At 62.2% G+C, this 19,225-nt stretch carries 16 protein-coding genes; 3 read left to right on the top strand and 13 right to left on the bottom strand.

Annotation, left to right across the window (positions count from 1 at the left end; translation table 11 throughout):
* The first annotated feature begins 200 nt into the window (after nucleotides 1–200).
* On the top strand, nucleotides 201–1,121 hold the full coding sequence (locus A3K89_RS21350; RefSeq protein WP_157105404.1) for a PE-PGRS family protein: 921 nt from the start codon (nucleotides 201–203) through the stop codon (nucleotides 1,119–1,121).
* On the opposite strand, the gene A3K89_RS21345 is transcribed toward A3K89_RS21350, so the two are convergent.
* From A3K89_RS21345 to A3K89_RS21330, 3 genes are read right to left on the bottom strand one after another with little or no spacing between them, the layout of a single operon-like run.
* On the bottom strand, nucleotides 1,112–2,119 hold the full coding sequence (locus A3K89_RS21345) for a sigma-70 family RNA polymerase sigma factor (RefSeq protein ID WP_084423927.1): 1,008 nt from the start codon (nucleotides 2,117–2,119) through the stop codon (nucleotides 1,112–1,114). The genes A3K89_RS21350 and A3K89_RS21345 overlap by 10 nt on opposite strands.
* Complete coding sequence (locus tag A3K89_RS21335) at nucleotides 2,120–3,808, bottom strand: DEAD/DEAH box helicase family protein (protein ID WP_167674340.1); 1,689 nt, start codon at nucleotides 3,806–3,808, stop codon at nucleotides 2,120–2,122.
* On the bottom strand, nucleotides 3,805–8,688 hold the full coding sequence (locus A3K89_RS21330; protein ID WP_084423926.1) for an AAA domain-containing protein: 4,884 nt from the start codon (nucleotides 8,686–8,688) through the stop codon (nucleotides 3,805–3,807). The genes A3K89_RS21335 and A3K89_RS21330 overlap by 4 nt, the downstream gene beginning before the upstream one ends.
* 361 nt (nucleotides 8,689–9,049) lie before the next feature.
* On the opposite strand from A3K89_RS21330, the gene A3K89_RS21325 reads away from it, so the two are divergent.
* The gene (locus A3K89_RS21325) at nucleotides 9,050–10,012 is read left to right on the top strand and encodes an HNH endonuclease (protein WP_068430345.1); all 963 of its coding nucleotides are present in this window, start codon (nucleotides 9,050–9,052) and stop codon (nucleotides 10,010–10,012) included.
* A gap of 73 nt (nucleotides 10,013–10,085) precedes the next feature.
* Here A3K89_RS21325 and A3K89_RS21320 read toward each other — a convergent pair whose 3' ends face one another.
* The 5 genes from A3K89_RS21320 to A3K89_RS21300 form a co-directional block, all read right to left on the bottom strand.
* Nucleotides 10,086–10,529, bottom strand: a complete 444-nt coding sequence (locus A3K89_RS21320) for a hypothetical protein (protein WP_068430342.1) — start codon at nucleotides 10,527–10,529, stop codon at nucleotides 10,086–10,088.
* A gap of 165 nt (nucleotides 10,530–10,694) precedes the next feature.
* Nucleotides 10,695–10,979, bottom strand: a complete 285-nt coding sequence (locus A3K89_RS26485) for a hypothetical protein (protein WP_254303618.1) — start codon at nucleotides 10,977–10,979, stop codon at nucleotides 10,695–10,697.
* Between the two features lie 111 nt (nucleotides 10,980–11,090).
* Nucleotides 11,091–11,309, bottom strand: coding sequence for a hypothetical protein (locus A3K89_RS26480; protein ID WP_254303617.1), 219 nt, complete (start codon nucleotides 11,307–11,309; stop codon nucleotides 11,091–11,093).
* A 227-nt stretch (nucleotides 11,310–11,536) separates the two neighbouring features.
* Nucleotides 11,537–12,262, bottom strand: coding sequence for a hypothetical protein (locus tag A3K89_RS21305; protein ID WP_157105403.1), 726 nt, complete (start codon nucleotides 12,260–12,262; stop codon nucleotides 11,537–11,539).
* Nucleotides 12,263–12,497: 235 nt separating this feature from the next.
* Nucleotides 12,498–12,827, bottom strand: coding sequence for a hypothetical protein (locus tag A3K89_RS21300; protein ID WP_068430335.1), 330 nt, complete (start codon nucleotides 12,825–12,827; stop codon nucleotides 12,498–12,500).
* A gap of 155 nt (nucleotides 12,828–12,982) precedes the next feature.
* Here A3K89_RS21300 and A3K89_RS21295 point away from each other — a divergent pair, with 155 nt between their 5' ends.
* Nucleotides 12,983–13,756 (top strand): 8-oxoguanine DNA glycosylase OGG fold protein, encoded by a 774-nt coding sequence (locus A3K89_RS21295; protein ID WP_068430332.1) that lies wholly within the window; start codon nucleotides 12,983–12,985, stop codon nucleotides 13,754–13,756.
* Between the two features lie 9 nt (nucleotides 13,757–13,765).
* Here A3K89_RS21295 and A3K89_RS21290 read toward each other — a convergent pair whose 3' ends face one another.
* The 5 genes from A3K89_RS21290 to A3K89_RS21265 all read right to left on the bottom strand — a co-directional run bounded on the left by A3K89_RS21290 (nucleotide 13,766) and on the right by A3K89_RS21265 (nucleotide 19,218).
* Nucleotides 13,766–15,724, bottom strand: coding sequence for an acyl-CoA dehydrogenase family protein (locus A3K89_RS21290; RefSeq protein ID WP_068430328.1), 1,959 nt, complete (start codon nucleotides 15,722–15,724; stop codon nucleotides 13,766–13,768).
* Nucleotides 15,725–15,844: 120 nt separating this feature from the next.
* Nucleotides 15,845–16,069: a hypothetical protein gene (locus tag A3K89_RS25880; protein ID WP_157105402.1), complete on the bottom strand. Its 225-nt coding sequence runs from the start codon at nucleotides 16,067–16,069 to the stop codon at nucleotides 15,845–15,847.
* Nucleotides 16,070–16,763: 694 nt separating this feature from the next.
* A complete protein-coding gene (locus A3K89_RS21280; RefSeq protein ID WP_068430323.1) occupies nucleotides 16,764–17,738 on the bottom strand; it encodes a hypothetical protein in 975 nt (324 codons plus the stop codon).
* 429 nt (nucleotides 17,739–18,167) lie between these two features.
* A complete protein-coding gene (locus tag A3K89_RS21270; protein ID WP_167674338.1) occupies nucleotides 18,168–18,776 on the bottom strand; it encodes a helix-turn-helix domain-containing protein in 609 nt (202 codons plus the stop codon).
* Between the two features lie 10 nt (nucleotides 18,777–18,786).
* Nucleotides 18,787–19,218, bottom strand: a complete 432-nt coding sequence (locus A3K89_RS21265) for a VOC family protein (RefSeq protein WP_068430317.1) — start codon at nucleotides 19,216–19,218, stop codon at nucleotides 18,787–18,789.
* Nucleotides 19,219–19,225: the final 7 nt, after the last annotated feature.

The raw sequence follows: 19,225 nt of genomic DNA, 5'->3' as shown, positions 1-19,225 counted from the left end.
CGAATACGGGCATGCGTACCTACGAGACCCACTGTGCGAGAACTTAACCGCTCATGCGTGAGAGATAGAACAGATCCCGCGCGCCCGCTTTCGGCGCTTGAAATCAGCCATGCGTCGGTTTCGGCTGCTGACGTGACTGTCCAGGGTCTTGAGGTTGGATGGACTTCGTGAGTCCATCCAACGCAGACCATGCACGACTCTTGGACGCGATCGCCGGAGTTGCGCCCGAGCCGATTCAAGAACACTGGGTACACATCGAAGGCCGGCGCTATCCCCCGAAGCAGGTCTATCAGTTACTTACGGACATCCCGCGTGCCGCGTTCACATCGCACCGAGCACTGGCACACCTGCGCTCCCTTGGTCTGCAGACCAGCGTGTACACGCCGAAGACGAAAGCAACACAGGAGATCGTCACCGAAACGCCTGCCGTTGAGCAAAGCCTCGACTCGGCTCAGTCGTTCGCGACCTTGTCGGCGTTTATGAGCATGATTTCGCTGACTGGACTTCTCTCGTCGGCGGAGGCGTCGCTTGCCGGGGCCGACGCAGCTGACTGCTCCTCTGTTGTAGCCGAATTCGGATTCAGCGAGGATCTGCTCGACGCGGCATTGTCTGTCCGCAAACACGTCGGTCGACTTTCCGACGTCATTCATGCGACGACGATTAGCCGGTGCCTGCCCCTCATCCTGGAGAGCAATGAGACGGTTACCGTTCGCCCGTCTCTCGGCGCGGGCAACGATCCGAGCAGGCCCTTCGACCTCGAAACGGACCGTCGCATAGCAGAGTTCAAGGTCGCCCAGTGGAAGGGTGCCGACACTATGCGCAAACGCGGACTCTTCGCCGACCTCGTCCATCTTGCTCTCGACCAATCCGGCCGGCGCGCACAGCTATTCGTTGTGGGCGAGCTGCCAAGGAAATTCCTGACCACCTCGAAGTCGAGCGTGCATTGGGCGCTGGCTAGATCGTCGCCACACCTGCGAACGCGCTTCACGGATGCATTCGGTACCGATGAGATGACTGTCGCTGAGTTCACCAGCGGGCCGGGGCAAGCTGTGGAGTTGGTCGATTTGGCGAAGCTACTTCCTTCTCTTGCCGCCAGTGACGATTTATCGGCTCAGAGGTAGTCTCGCAACACCTGTGAACGGGATGGATCACGGAGCTTCTGCATGGCCTTGGTCTCGATCTGACGGATCCGTTCCGATGTAACGCCATACACCTGAGCGACTTCGTCATGCTCTGCAGGTCGCGACAACCCAAAACCGTTCCGTAGCTTGACTATCCCCGCCTCACGCTCCTTCAAGGTCTCAAAGACAGACTGCAGCTGGTCGAGAAGCAGAATGCGAGTCACGGCGTCTACTGCCTCGACCTCCTCATCATCGAAGAGATCCGAGTAGTGGCCGTCAGTTTCGTACACGAGCCACTCCAGGCTAAATACCTTGCGCGCGGCGTTCTTCAAGCTCAGGACGTCGCACTCGGTCATACCCACTTGCTCGGAAACCAACGATCGAGCCGTTGCACCGTCGACGCTGTCGGCAAGCGCGGCCTCAGCACGCCGGATCTTCGCCAGCGTCTCTTCGAGATGCACTGGCAGGCGGATCATCCGAGCTTCGTTGGCGATTCCGCGCTGAATCGCCTGCCTGATCCACCAGGTTGCGTAAGTCGAGAACCTGTGACCACTTTTGTAATCGAACTTTTCCACTGTTCGAATCAGACCAATGTTGCCGTGTTGCACGAGGTCGAGCAGATCAAGACCTCGGTACTGATGCCGCTTCGCCAATGACACAACGAGCCGAAGGTTCGCCTCTATCAGATGCTTCTTCGCGCGGTGGCCATCCCTCACTATCCAGGTCATGTCGCGTCGGAGATATTTCGGAAGTGTCGCTCCAGATTGATGCAAACGCTCGAGATGGTAGCCCGCAAAAAGTCCGGCTTCGATGCGTTTTGCGAGTTCGACTTCTTCCTGTGCATTCAGAAGACCAACTTTGCCGATCTGCTTGAGGTAGAGACTGATCCCTTCGAACGCATCGCTTTCGTCCCTCGATGGCTCAGCGACCTTACATTCGTCTACTGGTGAAACGAGGGAGTGGTTCTGCCAGGGCCTCGATTCTTCGAAGATCGACATCTAGCCGCCCAACACAGCGCTTAAGACTCGACCAGCCTCCCTCTCCAGGGACTTCAACCCCCGCTTCTCGAGCTGGTCGATGATCAGGCGCTTCAGACCCATCTCCGCCGCCACCTGCGACACCGTCCGAGGCTTCGCCCCATCGATCCCGTACCGCCGGATCAACACCGACGCCTCCCGCACATCGATAGCAGCCAGACACCGCAAAATCCCGTCGAGCTGATCCGACGTCCCGTACTGCGCCTCCGACAAAATCTCCTTCACCGTCCGCGTCCTCGACGCAGACGCCACCGTCGGTACCATCTTCGACTGCGGAATCACGATCGGCTCGATCGGCTTCGGAGCCACCGGAAGCTCGGGAAGAACCGCAGCCGACTGATCCAGCCAACTCGCGAGCACCGCACCCGCGTCGGCGAGATCGACGTCGACAACCTGCTCGGCGACGTTGGTCAGCTCGTCGAGAAACGCCTCATGCGCGCCGAAGTTCGGATCCTCGTTCGTCCCCGCCACATACATGATCACGAACGCCGCAGGCCGACCATCCGGCTTCAACCGCAGAATCCGGCCCATCCGCTGAATCATCTGACGCTTCGACGAACTACTCGCAATGATCACACCGACATCCACCGCCGGCACATCGATGCCCTCGTCGAGCACACGCGGCGCAACCAAACTCGTCAGCTCACCACTACGGAACTGCTTCAGAATCCTGGTACGCCCCACCCGGTCCAGATGACTCGAATACTGATGCGCCGCAAGCCCACCAGCCTTCAACACCTCCGCACCCTGAGCCGCAGACTCCTTCGTCTCCGAGAACACGATCGACCGCTTCGACTTCGCCAACCCCGGAGCAATCGCAGCCAACGCCTGCAGCTTCCCCTCGCAGTCCGCCAACAATGCTCGCCGCTTCGAAAACGCCGACAGATACCGGCTCGCGACCCGACTCGCAGGCAGATGCCGTTCCTTGCCCAGATCGACGACAGTCTTCATGAACTCGCCGAACGGTTCAGCAGCACAGCCATGGTCGAAGATCAGCGTGTTACGCAGAGACTTGGCCTTCTCGTCGAGATCGGCAAACTTGGTAGCTTCAGCAGCCGTGAACGGCACCGCCACCGTCATCACCCGCACCGGCGCGAGGATCCCGTCGCGTCTCCCCCGCGCTGCATCGCATCCCTTGACCAGGTTCTCGAAATACGGCATCAGGTAGGAATCGACACCGTCGTCCTGACGCTCCAACGTCGCCGTCAGACCAAGCCGCTCGTCGAAGCGGTCCATCAACACCTTCGCGTACGAACCCGCCCCGTAGCGATGTACTTCGTCCGCGACGAGCAACGCCCCGGTCCGTGGCAGCGGCGCCCCTTTGCGGACCGCTGACTGAATCGTCGTGATCAACACGTCGTAGTACCGGAACGTATCGCTGTGGTTGTTGCCGCGCCGCCCGATCCGCACGGTCGGCAACGCCTTTACCATCGCCGAATACCACTGCTCGAGCAGATCGACGCTCGGCACCACCACCATCACCTGACGACCACGACTCACCGAGTCCAGCGTCGCCGCCAACCCCACATGTGTCTTCCCGGTGCCCGTGACGGCCTCGACGATCGCGCGGTAGCCGTGCGACACCCACGCGTCGAACGCCTCTTTCTGCCACTCCCGCAGCCCCTCGGACCGCGTCGCCACCTGTGTCACAGCGTCAACCCCTGCGGCCGCACCCATTCCTCCACACCATCACGTTTTCGTCTGACCAGCTTCCGCGTAACAACCAGGTCCGCCAACAGCTGATCTACCTTCTCCGTCGACAACCCTGTAACGCGCTGACAGCGATCGACAGTCAGAGGAGCGTTGGGACGCGCTGCAGCCACAGCAATTTGACGTGCACCAGCCATCCACGACGCCACCGGTAATGCATCCAATTCGGCCTGCAAAGAACGGCTTTCGCTGACCTTCGCATGTTCCGCCACCACCGGCCGTCGACGCGGCATCACCACCGGTGTCGGAGCTGGTGGCCTGCGCTTCGACGCCCGCAAGGCATCGTCCCGAGACTTGATCTCGGCCAACGCTTCGTGAACCGCTTCGGCCGTGACTTCGAGTTCCTCGACCGTCTGCGCGACCGAAAACATGTTCTTCTTCTGCGAATACCGAATAGCCGCAATCAGGTCCTCACGCGGCATGACCCGCGCTGGCGTCGGCACCGGTTCGACGTCGTCCACGTCGTCGTCGACATCTTCGACCTCGTCTACATCCGAGGCATCAAGCTCCGGAGCCTCGTCGACGGTCTCGATGACCTCCGGCAGCGGCGCGAGTTCGACGTCGACCCGCGAAGGCTCAGGTGTGTCGACAGTGCCGAGTTCGACCACCTCGTCGTCGACCTCGGTGTCGTCGGCGTCCCGTACGAGAGCGATCGGCGACCATGCCGTCGCGCCGAAACCTTCGACGACCACCTCGACCTCGTCGCGCAGAAGCCCGACGGAATCGAGGATCTCGGTGACGGTGTCGAGCACGCGCTCTCGATCGAGAGCAAAGTCCGACGCCCGCACTCGGTGGAAAAGCCATCCGCTGCGGCGCAATTCGAACTCGCGCTCCATGCGATCCATCAACTCGTCGGCATCGACGTCGGAGTCGTCGTCGCACTCGATCGCCACCCGCACCGCAGCACCGGTGACGACGAGGTCGATGGCCATCCCGTTGACCTCGACGCGAGGATTGACGTGATAGCCGCGCTCGCGCAACGCGAGGAAGACTTGCTGCTCGAACAACGATCCGAAGTCCGGGTGCCGTGTCGTCGCCGAAACCGATTCGGGCACGGCAGGAACGGGAACCGTCGGCGCCGCCTCGACGTACGACAGCAGCGAGCGTCTCAGATCCGTCGGCGACAGTTCGTCCACGGTAACCGAGTGGAACAGCCACAGCTGATCCCGAGCACGTGACGCGGCGACGTTGAATCGGCGCTTGTACACATCCGCGGTCAATGCGTTGAACGACGTCCCTGGTGCGACGACCATCGACAGGAACATCACGTCACGCTCGTCGCCCTGGAACTCGGGTGGGGTGCCGATACGGATACGCCGCTCTTCCCTCTGTTCCGCCGGAACACGCTCGAACACCAAAGACTGAATGTGGTTCGCCTGCGCAGCGCCCTGCAGGACCGCGATGCCGAACGTCTTTCCTGCGTACTCGGGATCAGCGAGGCACTGAGCAAGCTGGTCGACGACGGCCTGCGCCTCCGCGGCATTGGTAAGACGCGTGCTCGACCCAGCGGTGGTCGCACCGTCGACCAATGTGCTGCGAAGCGGCATCAGCCGGTCCGCACCGAACTGTCTGACGGGGACGAGGGGCATGTCGTCGTAGAACTGGGTCGACGACCATTCGATGATTTCGGGCATGGATCGGTAGTGCTCGCGCATTCGGACGATGTCGCCGAACTTCGCCCGCTGCAACGTGAACAGACTGGACTTCGGCGTCAGCATCATGCGAGTGCTGATCGGGACGTCCGGAAGAAGGTCGTCGAGCCGATCGAGCACCGACTGCAGCGTGTAGTTCTTGATTCCCGGAGGTGCACACTGCTTCTCGTCACCGACGAGAATGATCTTGGGCGCCAGCCACATCAGCAGCAGGCTGGTGACCTCGGACTGACTTGCCTCGTCGACGATGACGACGTCGAAGGCGTTCTGCTGCGGCGGAATCGACGACAACACCTGTGCGATCGGCATGACCCACGCCGGCACGACCGTCTGCGCATCCTTCATCGCGGCTCGTGCTGCGACGCGGTACCGCTGCGCGAGCGCGTTGGTTCCGAGTCCGGCGTTGGACATGTTCTCCTGGTACGCGCGCAGGGCCGTGACCTCGCGATTCGTCATGCGCTGCAAGCATTCCTGCCACGCCTGTTCGGCTGCGAGTTGCGCCGTGAGCGAGGACAGCTCTTCATCGATGGCATCGAGTTCGGCGTCGAGATGCTCGTTCTGGTCGGGCTGCTGAACGCTCTCGACCCACTGCCGAGTCCACCGCCACGCCCACGCCTTGGTGAACGACATTGTGGGCGGCACGAATCCGTCGTCGATAGCACGGGCGAAGATCGGCGCCTGCGCAGCGAGCGTCTCCAGAATCGCGGAATTGCCTACCGTCAGCTGAAGATCGGCGGCGAGGCGCTCGTAGGCGTCGGGATCCGCGGTTCGAAGCGCGACGACGAGGTAGTCGGAGTTCGGAACCTCGGCCGCGACGCGATCGGCGAGGGCGTTGAGTTCGGCGCGTGCCGATGCGGCGTCGGATCGATCGGTGAGACCCGTGACCTCGCTGGCGAGAGCACTGGCGTCGGCGAGGGTTGTCACCTGCGGGAGCGACGGGACCACGGCACCAAGTGCGGACACGAGCTCATCACGAGCCGAGGCGAGACTGCCCGTCGCGAGGACCTGATTCCAGACACTCTGGAGTGTGTCGACGCGCTGGGTGCGGGTGCCGCCGTCGGATGGAAGCTCGATACCGATAGTGCGCAACAAGTTCGACGCATCGTCGACGGCAACGAGAGCTCGGATGTGCTCGGCGACCAGTCGCAGCTCAGAACCCGACGCGGCCGGCACGCCGTCGACCGTGGCCCCGGCGTCGAGCAGATCGGTTGATTGCGGTGACCCGTGACCGGCCTGGCCGCTTTCGTGGAGGCGAGCGGCTGCATCGAACGCGTTGAGAGCCTGACGGGAGGCGGTCGCCACGACCTGGTGCGATCCGACTGCGGCGTCGGCGCTGACCGCCACGGACAACATGGCCGACACCGTCTGCGCGCGGGACCACGAGGATCCGAGCGCGCCCGAGAGAAGACCGTCGGCGAGGGCTGTGTAGGTGGGTCCGAACGATTCGACCGTCCTGGCGCGATCGGTCAAAGCATGCGCGGACGGAAGGATGTAGTGAAGCTGTGTGGGGTCGATGTCGTCGAGACCAGCGAGACTCGACGCGCTGTGCATGCGGAGGCTGAGCGCTCGAATGTGCTCGGCGGACGGCAGATTGGGCCCTCCGGTGCTGACCGTGAAAAGCGAGGCGAAGCTGGTGTCGTCGCACGGCGCCTGTTCGGAGTGCAGCGGACCTGGGATCCAACCGAGCTCGTCCTGCTGAGCGTTCAGCTTGCCGATGATCGTCGCGAGCGTGCCCGTGTAGGAGGGCAGCGGGGAATGGATGTCGGCTTCGGACGATCGCGCGACACGCATCAGCTCTTTGATCTCGCGCCGCTGTTCTTTCGCGCTGAAGCGCTTACCCGCGAGGCTCTTGAGGCGACGGGCTGACTCGTCGGGATCGAACGAGGCTTTGCGGGAGGCGATGGTGGAGACGCTCTCGTCGAGCTCGGCCGATCCCCCACGTGCCATGTCCGTGACGGACACACAGAGATCTTGCAATTCGACGGGCAGCTTGTCCCTGAGAACTCGGAGAGCCTGGGCCTTCTCGCTGGTGACGAGGATGCGCTGCCCCTGAGCCATCAACGCAGACATCAGGTTTGCGATGGTGTGGGTCTTGCCAGTGCCGGGAGGGCCTTCGACGACGACGCCGGTGTCGTTCATGACGCGGTTGTAGATGCCGGCCTGTGCCCGGTTGGCGGGCAACGGGAAGAGCGGTTCGGCGCTGGGGGTATCACTGATCTGGGCTTCGAGCCAGTTGCGTCGGGTGTTGTCGTCGTGGCCTTCGACGAGGTGTGAGAGGCCGACGGGTACGGGTGCGCCGTTGTCGAGTGCTGCGAGCATCGCGTCGTAGTAGGACATCAGCGCGTAGGACCCGCGCTTACGCAGCACGAGTGCGGGCGACATGCGGAGGGTGTCGGCGGTGGAGTTGGCGGGCTTGTCGTGGTCCGCGATCACGGTGAGTGGCTGCTTCAGCGCGGAGGTCGCCCAGTCGCCGAGGAGCTTGGGGATGTCGGCAGAGAGCGATGACGTGATGAGCTCGGAGAGTCTGCGGTGCTGGGCTTTCGAGCCGGCGCGGTCGAAGCCGTCGAGGTCGAGGAGAACCTGCACGTCTTCGAGCCGCGGGCTGCTGGCAGGCGCGACGGTGACGAGGAGGTCACCGGTCGACTCCTCGCGGCTGATGCTGGCCTGCTGCGTGATCAGGTGGGTGGCGATCTGTTGGCCACCGATGGTGGCGTCGAGGTAGCCGGAGGCGATGACGAGCTCGAGCGACTCGGGCTGGGCGCCGAGGTCGTGGAGCATGAGGTCGACGGAACGGAAGAGTTCGGCGAAGGGGCGGCGCTGCTGGTCGTCGAGGGACCATTCATGCCATCGCTGGAGCCATTCCTGCGCTTCGGCGGGTGCGTTGGGCTTGACGGTCGGCGGGGCCGTGGATTCGTCGACGTGGTCTGCGAGACCGCGCGGCAGGCTCGGGCGCTGCTCGATGCTGGTGCGTGGGATGCGAACCGCCACGTCACCGGGGGCGACGTCGGTGTTGACGTCGAGCGGCCTGGAGTCGTCGAACAGCCACTCGACGCGAGCGTCGGTGCCGTACGAGCGAATCGGCTTGGATTGGGCGCCCACCGTTTCACGCAGGAACTGGAGCAGACGACGTACGCGTCCCCGAAGCTCGTCGTCATCCACTAGCGACATCAGACCTCACATTTCGACCACCGTTGAACTGCACTCAAGATATAGGTGGTGGGTGACACTTTCCTGACCGGAGAGGCCTGTGATTCCGCGAGAGAACCAGTCATTGCCGCGACGAAAATTGCCCCTATCAGCACGTTTCGGAGTTAGTTCACACGGCAATCAGAAAGCTGGCTGTGCGATGCCACTGAAAAATCATTCGATTGAATGAACCACAGATCCGAGTACAGCGACGACAGTGGCGAAATATCGAATCTGCCCGGGGCAACGAAACTCGACAGCGAGGCCCGTAGTTGCGTAGTGGAGATTTCAACGGCTACAACTTCGTTATGCACACGACGTATGCCAGGACGCGTACCGACTAGTGGACATCGTCTGGCCCCCAACGGGAGGGATTGCGCGCGCCTGGCTCGTGCTCGCCAAGAGCGACCAGTCCGGCGGCCGTGGCGGCCATGCATACGACGATGATCCGTCTTCGCAGTACGTCAGTAATAGCCAGGTGCCGAACAGTCGCAACATCTCAGTCGGCGATGCTCTTGTTGTATGGGATCAGAAACGCCTTCTCGGTGCGTCGATCGTCGAGCGGGTGGAACTGGCTGCGGGAAAGAAGGATCTGAAGAAGTGCCCGTATTGCGGCCCCGGGCGATCTCTGGACGAACGCCTGACGTTGAAACCCCGATACAAATGCGGGCGATGCAAAAACGAGTTCGACGAACCGGCGACCGAGACAATCGATGTCACCACCTACCGAACGCATCACGGGGAGGGATGGATCGACCTCGCGGGCGAACTCAGTGGCGACAAGCTACGTTCGGTGTGCAAGAGCGCCAAATCGCAACTGAGCATTCGCGAGTTGGACTGGCCTCGATTCACGGCAGCCCTGGACACCGATCTCGGCCAACGCGGGTTGAGTCTGATCCGCTCAGTGGCAGTACAGCTGAGTGGTGGGTTCACCGAGAGAATTACTCGCGTTCGACTCGGCCAGCCTGCTTTCCGTGCGCATCTGCTCGACCGTTACTCATCGAAATGTGCATTCTCGGGGGAGATGCCACACGAGGTACTCGAAGCCGCGCATCTATACAGCTATGCGCAGGTTGGTGACCATCACGACGAAGGCGGTGTTCTTCTCCGCCGCGACCTTCACCGTCTGTTCGACCTCGGCAAGATTGCGGTACTCGATAATTCGCGCATCACAGTTCACAACTCGCTGCGTCCGTACCCTCTGTACAACGAGATCGACGGCCAGCGACTCAAGATCGAACCGACTGTCAAGCAACGCGATTGGTTCAGCGCACACCGTGACATGTGGCAGGTTGAGGTGGCATGAATGGGTCGCAACCGTGGCGAAAGGACGCCATAATTCCAGGACGCAGATCTCGGGCGGCTAGCCGGGCCGCGAGTCACGGCTTCCACCGAGGGTAATTGCCGCTACCTTGCTTCAAGGGGTCTGACTCCCATGGATTTCCGTACTTCTCGTAGGGGTTGCCCAACCTGGCAACACGCGCGAGGCCAGCTTCGGTGATGTCCGCACGAAAAACCTCCGTTAGCGAGAGTTCCCTGTCGGTTGCATTCAAGACGCCAGGTTCGCCGAGGTACCCGTGAGAGATCCTCTCCATAGCGACATCGTCGCTCACGTCCCATGGTTCCCAAGTCTTCGACTCCATGGACCATCCGCCAAACCGAAAGTAGCCAGCCCTGGCCAGGCCAGCAATTGTGGAAAGAAGCTTGTCCCGCGTGTGCCCGGCGGGCGAGATGCTACGGATGAAGTAGTCGAACTCCCCCACAGACATCCAATCGTCCGCCATCTCGAATAGCAGGAAGTGTTCGAGTCGTTCGTCGTTCACGCGCGCCTACGGCTGCCAGGGAGGGAATTCGCCCTCAGCCCGCACCAAGGGGTCAGCCTCCCACGGATCGCCATACAGCTTGAACGGATCGCCCAGTCTGTGAATCAACCGCTCACCTTCATCGGTGATGCCAGCTCGGAAGACCTCGGTGTTGGCCAACTCCCACTAGGTTGCACCCAGAACCCCAGGCTCGCCGTCGAAGCCGTTTGCGATTCGGTCCAACGCAACGTCGCTGCTGACTCCCCACGGCTCCCAAGTCCCAGACCCTTTCGACCATCCGCCGTACTCGAGATAACCCTTGCGAGCTAGTTCAGCGATAACGTCGATCACCGCGGTTCGCGAGTACGCAGACGGTGCGATGTGGCGTATGAACGACGCAAACTCGCCCGCGGGCATCCAGTCGTCAGACAAATCGTAGAGCAGGAAGTGTTCGAGCCTCTTGTCGATCATGCGGTATGCACCTTTACTCATTCGCCGCCTGTAGTCACTTGTGTCCAGTGCAACCCCGCCTAATTGACCGGGCCCGCGCACCAAAACCTGCGCCTCCACGGCCACGAATACTCAGTGCTCCCAGGGAGGAAAGTCACCTTCCGCCGCCATCAGCGGGTCACCTTCCCACGGGTCGCCGTAGATCTCGTACGGATCTCCGCCCAACTCTGATAGTCGCGCAAAACCCGCGTCGGTCAGATCGGCACGGAAAACTTCGGTGGTGGCCAGTTCCTTGTCGGTTGCGTTCAGAACTCCGACGCTGCCCTTGAACCCATTCGCGATTCGGCTCATCGCCACATCGTGAGGCACCGCCCAGGGCTCCCACGTCTCGGAAGTTTGCATCGCCCACCCACCGAACCTAAGGTGCCCTCTAGCCCCAATCTCCGAAATAACGTCCAGAATCTGACGACGCGAGTAGGCGTCGGGCGTTATTCGACGGATTAAAGACGCGAACGCACCCACTGGCATCCAGTCGTCAGACATCTCGTAGAGAAGAAAATGCTCCAAGCGTCTATCAATCATGCGACGTGCACCTTCGCCGTTCCGCTGCCTGGATAGTAGATGTCAAGTGTGGCGCCTCCCGACTTACTGGTCTCACGCATCATTACTTTGGTCCCATCAGGTAGCTCCATTACCTTGCCCGGATAGTCGCTGTTTTCCACGACCCGCCCTTCAGCGGTCAACTCGTCCCACAAGTCGCGAAGTTGCTCTTCTGTTGCGACCTGCCGGACCGGGCGGTTCCGCCCAGGAACAGTAGCGTCTTGAATTCGTTCCCTAACGCCAGACTCATCAACTGGACCGGCATCTTCGTAGAACGAACTCGGGACCGCACTCTCGATCATGTCCCAGTTGTCGGTGCCGAATTCATCCACCAACGCGAACAGAATTGCCCCTGCTGACACCACACCTGCCGAGATCAACAGCGACACCGCGGCGTCGATCAAAAACGCAAGACCAATCGCGACGGGAACGAATCCCCGCACGTCGTCACCAACCGACCGGAACTCGTCCAATGCCCGCGCAACCGCCTGGGCTGCGGTGGCATCTGCCCGCATCAACCCGGACAGGCACTGCTCGATGTCACGTTCGTGCCGCCGCTGCACCTCCACGTCGGCGGCACTACCGAATACCGCCCAATGCTCATCAACCGTCAGACCGTCTGCTTCGGCTGATGAGACTGCTCCGAGAAGCGCGATCCGACAGTCACCGACGGCGTGCAGTTCCGAATGGACAACTGACGCCAACGTCCGCGTTGCCCGCGAAAGGTCCTCCGTGCGACCAGTTCGGCCGCGGCCCAATCCGATGCGGCAGACTGGGCGTCGCCACTCCATGCGTGAGTTTCGCGAAGTCCCGCCATCGTACGAGACGTTCGCGAACCTCGTTCGGACACAAGGCCAGCCGCCTCGTTGAGCTTGTCGGTGTCCGCTGAAACTTGTTCTGGCGTCCAGGAGGCGACGACGCTTCTCGTGAACGCGACTCTCAAGTCCCTGTCCCCTGAGGTGCTCCGGACACCAACCTCTTCAGCGCCTCAGCGAACTCGACATCCGCCTGCTCGTATCCCTCTGCGCTCTGCACAACGTCGTCCGCGAACTGGGATAGTCGCGACGACGCCGCATCGATACATGCCGACACGACTGGACGAATCTGGGCCAGCACGGCCGCAGTCAAGGACCGCGACACACATCCGCCGTCCACGCTCACGCTTGCGGCTGCAGCTGCCATCGCATCTGCGTCGAGCCGCATGTCCTGACCAGCTGCGCGGAGACTCGCCGGATCCGCCTCCAGCGGGGTCACTACTTCGTCCGTCAACGTCTCCCCCTTGCCGCAACACCCATTCGATCCCCTGGCCTTGGACGCGCGTCGTCGACGATCGGTTCCGCTCGGTGAACAAGAAGCCACATCTCGAGCTGGGCCTGGGGAGTCTGCCGTCCGGACGTGTCGGTGGGTGATGCCAGGATGGACCCATGTCATTTCTCGACGAAGGTTTCACGCCGCCGGAGGCCTGTGTGCAGTGGTGCCAGCTGCGCAGCTACGACCTGCACGTGCTCGACGACGGCGTCCTGGTCGACCTCGACTGGTGGAACACCCACCTCGAGCGTGCGGGGCATGACATCCGGCTGCGCGGACGCAACCTCGACGGCGCGATCGTGTCCCACGGCGGGGCTACGCTGCAGCGCAACGATCTTCGCATCGACACCGAACTCGCCGAGGGTGAACAGAAGTCGCTGGGCCTGCTCTTTCTGTGTGCGGCGTGGCAGGGTAGCCACAAGAACCGCAAAGCGATGCGACGGTTTCCCGACGTCAAGGACCCGCACCTGCCCCGCCCAGAAATGAACCCCGTCGCGAAGACACTGGCGGTTCTCGACCGGTGTATCAAAGACCGCGTCGTACCCGAACTTCCCAACGGATCGTGGTCCGGCTGGCCCGATACCCCCGGCGTTGGGATGTCACTCATGGCGACGTTCCTGTGGGCAGCCAAAGCCTCGGTCGCAGGTGGCCGCGCCCAGCTTATCGATCAGTTCGGCGTCTCCACCCTGATCCACGAAGGCTGGCTGGAGGATCCCGCGGTCACCGGCTTCACGCGACGCAGGTACGACCGCTATGTCGAACTGCTCACGTCATGGGCGACCGACATCGGAACCAGTCCCGAACTGGTCGAGATGTGGCTCGTGCAGCGCTGGAGCGCCCGGGTGCAGGAAGCACGGGACGGGCGTCTCGCTGAACCGACGCTGTTCTGAGCCGTCGCGCTAACCTCGTCCATCCCCGACGGGAGTGGAGATGGAGAACGGGTTCCATACGTTGTCCTCCGTCGAGGCACCGGGCTGCCAATGCGAGATCCACGGCCCGGTGCCCTCACTTTGGTCGAGCACGCCTGCTTCCATCCAGGTGTACTCGCCGTCGAGCAGACCGGACGCAATGTGGTGATCGGTGTCGTCGGTGTTCTGCCACAGTGCACCGAACAACATCTCCACACGCAGCGTCGCCTGCTCACAGAACGCCGCCGCCAGAGCGTACGAGGCTTCGCCCTGCATGGCGTCGTCGGACCGTTGGCTTTCCGCGCGCACGATCACCGCGGACATCGCAAACAACTCGGCCCCGATATCCACGATGCGACCGAGGAATCCTTGCCGATACTCCAGCTTCGCCTGCCACCGCGCCATCCCGTACAGCATCGAGCGGGCTAGCTTGCGTGAACTCCGCTCGATGAATCGCAAATGTGTTGCCAACGAACCGAATTCGCTGTACGACGTCGGCAACTGGCCTTTACCCGCAACGAGTTGCGGCATCCACTTGGCGTAGAACTTGCCGGCCGTGCCCGCAGCCTTTGCCTTCGTGCTGAGATCCGCCTTCGGATTCACCAGATCGCCTGCCGCCACGAGGTGGGCATCGGACGCCTCGCGCGCGACGAGCAAACGCATTATTTCGCTCGACCCTTCGAAGATCCGGTTGATGCGCATGTCACGCAGCAACTGCTCGGTCGGAACAGCCCGCTCGCCGCGCGCTCCGAGTGAATCGGCCGTCTCGTATCCACGTCCGCCACGGATCTGAACCAACTCGTCGGCAACGAGCCAGGCCATCTCACTGCACCACAGCTTCGCGAGCGCCGCCTCGATTCTGATGTCGTTGCGACCTTCGTCGGCCATCTGCCCGGACAGATCGAGAACGGCTTCGAAGGCGTAGTTCGTCGCCGCAATGAACGACAGCTTGCTCTCGACTGCCGCATGCCGACCCACCGGCCGACCCCACTGCACACGCTCCGCGGACCATTCCCGCGCGATCTTCTGGCTGAGCTTCCCGGCCGCCGAACACATCGCAGGAATTGCCAGACGGCCGGCGTTCAGGGTGGTCAGCGCAATTTTCAGGCCGTCACCTTCACGACCGATCAGGTTCTCTTTCGGCACGCGGACCTTGTGCATCCGCGTGACGCCGTTCTCGATGCCGCGTAGTCCCATGAACCGGTTGCGCCGTTCGACGGTGATGCCAGGAGAAGTGGCCTCGACGACGAAGGCCGAGATCCCACCGCGATGGCCCTCGCTCTTCGGCACGCGGGCCATCACCACCAGCAACTCCGCGACGACGCCGTTGGTCGTCCACAGCTTCACGCCGTCGAGTTCGTACGCGTCGCCGCCCTCGATCGGGACCGCGGCACTCGCCATGCGGGCGGGATCGGATCCGACGTCGGGCTCGGTGAGCAGGAAGGCCGAGATTGCGCCTTTCGCGCAGCGTGGCAAAAATTCCTTCTTCTGCTCCTGAGTGCCTGCAAGTTTGAGGGGCTCGGGCACCCCGATCGACTGGTGGGCGGACATGAGCGCACCGAGGGACGCGTGCACCGAGCTGATCATCATCAGTGCTCTGTTATACGCGACCTGGGAGAGTCCGACTCCGCCGTACTCCTCCGAGATTTTGAGCCCGAAGCAACCGAGTTCTGCGAACCCCTTGACGTACTCGTCGGGAATGCGTTCCTCGCGCTCGATCACCGAGCCGTCCAGCGTGGCGCAGTACGCGCCCAGCTTCTCCAGGAAACGCTCACCCTTCGCGGCGTCCTCGGGCGCCGGTTTCGGGTACGGGTGCACCAGATCGAGCTGGAATCGCCCGAGGAACAGTTCTTTGCAGAACGAAGGTTTGTCCCACCCTTCGGTTCGCGACTCTTCGGCGAGGGCTCGCGACTGTTCCTCGGTTACGTTCGACTTTTGAGTGGTCACCATCTCGACTCCTCCTAAGCGATCGGCTATAGAGTCGAGTGTTCTCCTTGTCGCGAAGCTACGGACCGAAATGGGCGCTGGTGTTACCGATCGGTAGCGATACACCGAGCGCCCGTCGTGCGCTCAGTCCTTCGGGCCCCACAGTCGTTCGCGCAGCGGTGGCGGTGAGAACAACGTTCTCGGGCTGAGCGACAACAACTCTCGACGACGTGACTCGCTCTGATGCATCTCACGGAGTACCGACAGCAACGCGTTGGGCTCGGCAGCCAACGCACCCACCGGTAGTTCCACGTAGTTGTCCGTGTCCCAACTGAATCGTCCTTCTAGCGGCACAGCGCCTTGTGTCATCAGTCGAATCAAAGGTGTCTTCGTAGTCCCCATCCTGTGGTGAATGAGCTTTACCTCGTCAGCCACTTCGAGTATCGATGCCCAGGGCAAGACGACGTCGCCGGCGGTCCGGGCAAACGGAGAGCGCATGGCCGTCCTGACCACAACCTCCGGATACAGCTCGACACCACACGTTGAACGAAGCATAGGGAGCAGCAGCACCAAGCCAGCAGTGACCACCGCGAAGAACGCAGAGACGACGTAATGGTGGACTCCCACTCGCCCCTCTGGCAGTAGCGATTCGAAGCCCCACCGCCACACGAGAAGTACGCACGTGAAAAACATAGCGCAGCCGAGCATTGCAACGATGATCAGATTTACGCCAAGCACACCAGGACCGACCCGAACGCCTGATCCGAAATCGCCACGGGCGCAGTAACTTGCTCGACGTGATCGCCGAACCCATCTAACGCCCGCCAGCTGTATTCCGATCCAAGAAAACACGAGGATCGATACACTCCCGCCGGCTATGCCAATCGAACCGGCCACGCTGCCCGCATCACCTGACCATGCGAATGCGAACCCCACGACCGCCCAGAACGCCATGAACAGCGACATGGCGAACCACATCAGGCCGAGCCTTTGCGGCCATGCTTCACGCCAAATTGGCGCTACAGCAGATGATTCGGAGTTCGAAATTGGACCGTTCATTGCGTTACTCCCACCACCTTTGACCAAGCTTCGGTACGGCGTATGCAGCGATGGCCCCCGCTGACAATCCCACGATTAAACCCACCGCAGTACCCGCGCCGGGAAAGAAAGTTCCCATCGCAGCGCCCGCCAATGCTGACGCTCCGATACTCCCAAGCGTGCCCGCGCTCTCCGTGACAATCGCCTTCGTGGGATCCATTCCGCCTTCGATGTCGTTCACGATTGCGGGGACCGTCCCGAGCACCGCACCTGCAGGTCCAAGCCTCCGACCGATGCCGTACGCGAGGTCATCCGCAGCAGATGCGGCAGCAGTCCTCAGACCCTCGCCTGTCGCTTCAGCCATTCCGCTGATCACCGTGCCCGCGACCAGTGCAGGCACGTCGGGCTTCCACGAGAACCCGCCACCTTCGTTCTCGACAACGGTGCCGCCGACCGTCCGGGCCGAAAGCTCCTGCAGAGTCGAGATCTGCGATCTTAAGACGTCGCACACTCCCCTGGCCGCGTCGTCGGCCTCCCTCAACGCCGTCGCGACCGCGACGGTGGCTTCCTGGGTACGGATCTGGAGAGTAAGTACCGCGTCCTCAGCGAGAGGACCAGCGACCGCGCGCAGCGACGCGGTAGCACGATCAGCCGTCACCGACCCGGTGTCGTCGACGTCGAATCCGCGGTCGAGCAAGTCGTCGACAAGATCCAACAGGTTCGACCGAGCTGCATTGACCGCCTTGAAGCCAGACTCGAACTGCTCACCGATCCGGCTCAGTTCATCAGCGAGTGAGGCAAGTGTCGACGCCTCCCACACGACTCGCTCGGCAGCGGCGACTGCAGCATCCCCATGCCACGATTCCGCCAGCACATTCTGCTCGGACACGACGTTGTCGCGCTCACTCCGAATGGACCTCTGCACCCGCTTCAGTCCGTCTGCCGCGTCCAGCAGGAACGTCGGGTTCCAGGCACGGACCTCAGCAATCGAGCCGCTCACTCGACGCTACTCATCGCACGAAGTCTGGCCGCGAACTCGTCCTCGGTTACCCGGTACTCCTCGGCCGAGCCCCGAGCAGACCCGGCGAGCGCGTCCATCCGCTGCGACATCCCTCGCAAAGAGGATGCGGAGACTCCAGATGCCTCAGTGCACAACCCAGGAAAGTCTGTGCCAGGTAGCGCGCTCTGCGCGGACCAGTACGCGCCGACGACGTCGACACTGCGTAACGCCTCGCTCGCGTCCCGCGTCACCGAGGCAAACCGTCGCAAGATCCCTGGATCTACGTCCACCACCACACCCATCGTCCGGAAAAGGCCTACTTCTTCGGACGCGGCGGGACATGGGACGGTTCCATGCCCAGCGCAGAACGCACGAAAACGGCGGGGTAGGTGACTTCATTGTCACCTACCCCGCCGCTTCGAAAACTTGCTATCTCGCCAGCGCGACGGTTCTGAGAAACTCCGTCGGCACCGAACCGTTGTTGACGTACCGGTACGCCCGGTCACTGCGCAGGCGCGCGGACTCCCCTGCCGCGATGGTGGCGACCTCGTCATCCGCTGTCAGTGTCAGCTCACCCGACGTCACGTGGAACAACTCGAACGACCCCTGCGCGTCGGGCATGCCACCGTAGCTGTCGCCCGGTACGAGCACCCACGACCACAGGTCCGCTGCACGCACACCCGGCGTCGACACGAGCAGATGCGCCGTACTCCCCGCCGGGGACGTCCACACCAGAAGGTGCTCGTCCGCCGGAATCTTCTCGATGGCCGCCTCACCCGGGACCGTGTCGCTCAGCAGCTCGGTGAAGTCCGTTCCGAGACTGCGGGCGATCCGGGTGACCGCCACGAGGCTCGGGTTCGCCTGCCCGTGCTCGATCTGCGTCAACAGTCGCCTGCTGACCTGGGCCTGGTCTGCCAACTGCTGCACCGTCATGTCGCGACCGGTGCGCAGAAGGCGGATGCGTGACCCCACCTGATTCAAGAAGCTCTGTGTCAGAACTCCGTCTTCGGTGGACTCGCTACCGCCTGAATCAATCACGCTGCGTCGCTCACACCGCGAAGAGCTGCTCGATGTCAGCGAACGCCTTGAACTCCAGGGCATTTCCCGACGGATCCAGGAAGAACATCGTCCACTGCTCGCCCTTCTCACCCTTGAAGCGCACGTACGGATCGATGACGAACTTCGTGTCCACAGCCTGCAGACGTCCGGCAAGCTCCTGGAATTCGTCGACGCTCAGCACCAGGCCGAAGTGCGGAACCGGAACCTCATGTCCATCAACGGGGTTGGTGCCGCGCACACCCTGATCGGGGCTTCCGCCGACCTCATGCGTGACGACCTGGTGTCCGCGGACGTTCCAGTCGGTCCACTTCGTGTCAGAGCGGCCACGCGAGAATCCGAGAACCTCACCGTAGAAGTGGCGAGCAGCTTCGATGTCGTGAACCGGGATTGCAAGGTGAAACGGGGGGATGTTGTTTATCATGAGAGAA

The organism is Rhodococcoides kyotonense (genome assembly GCF_001645385.1).
Taxonomy (GTDB): Bacteria; Actinomycetota; Actinomycetes; order Mycobacteriales; family Mycobacteriaceae; genus Rhodococcoides; species Rhodococcoides kyotonensis_B.
The sequence above is the reverse complement of the archived record's forward strand: the minus strand, read 5'-3'. Positions and strand labels throughout refer to the sequence as shown.

Bases quoted from the DNA above. Each gene is read 5' to 3' on its own strand.
- A3K89_RS25880 (WP_157105402.1), bottom strand. From the start codon at position 16,069: ATGACACAAGGCGCTGTGCCGCTAGAAGGACGATTCAGTTGGGACACG.
- A3K89_RS21330 (WP_084423926.1), bottom strand. From the start codon at position 8,688: ATGTCGCTAGTGGATGACGACGAGCTTCGGGGACGCGTACGTCGTCTG.
- A3K89_RS21265 (WP_068430317.1), bottom strand. From the start codon at position 19,218: ATGATAAACAACATCCCCCCGTTTCACCTTGCAATCCCGGTTCACGAC.
- A3K89_RS21295 (WP_068430332.1), top strand. From the start codon at position 12,983: ATGTCATTTCTCGACGAAGGTTTCACGCCGCCGGAGGCCTGTGTGCAG.
- A3K89_RS26485 (WP_254303618.1), bottom strand. From the start codon at position 10,979: ATGATCGACAAGAGGCTCGAACACTTCCTGCTCTACGATTTGTCTGAC.
- A3K89_RS26480 (WP_254303617.1), bottom strand. From the start codon at position 11,309: ATGAGCCGAATCGCGAATGGGTTCAAGGGCAGCGTCGGAGTTCTGAAC.
- A3K89_RS21290 (WP_068430328.1), bottom strand. From the start codon at position 15,724: ATGGTGACCACTCAAAAGTCGAACGTAACCGAGGAACAGTCGCGAGCC.
- A3K89_RS21345 (WP_084423927.1), bottom strand. From the start codon at position 2,119: ATGTCGATCTTCGAAGAATCGAGGCCCTGGCAGAACCACTCCCTCGTT.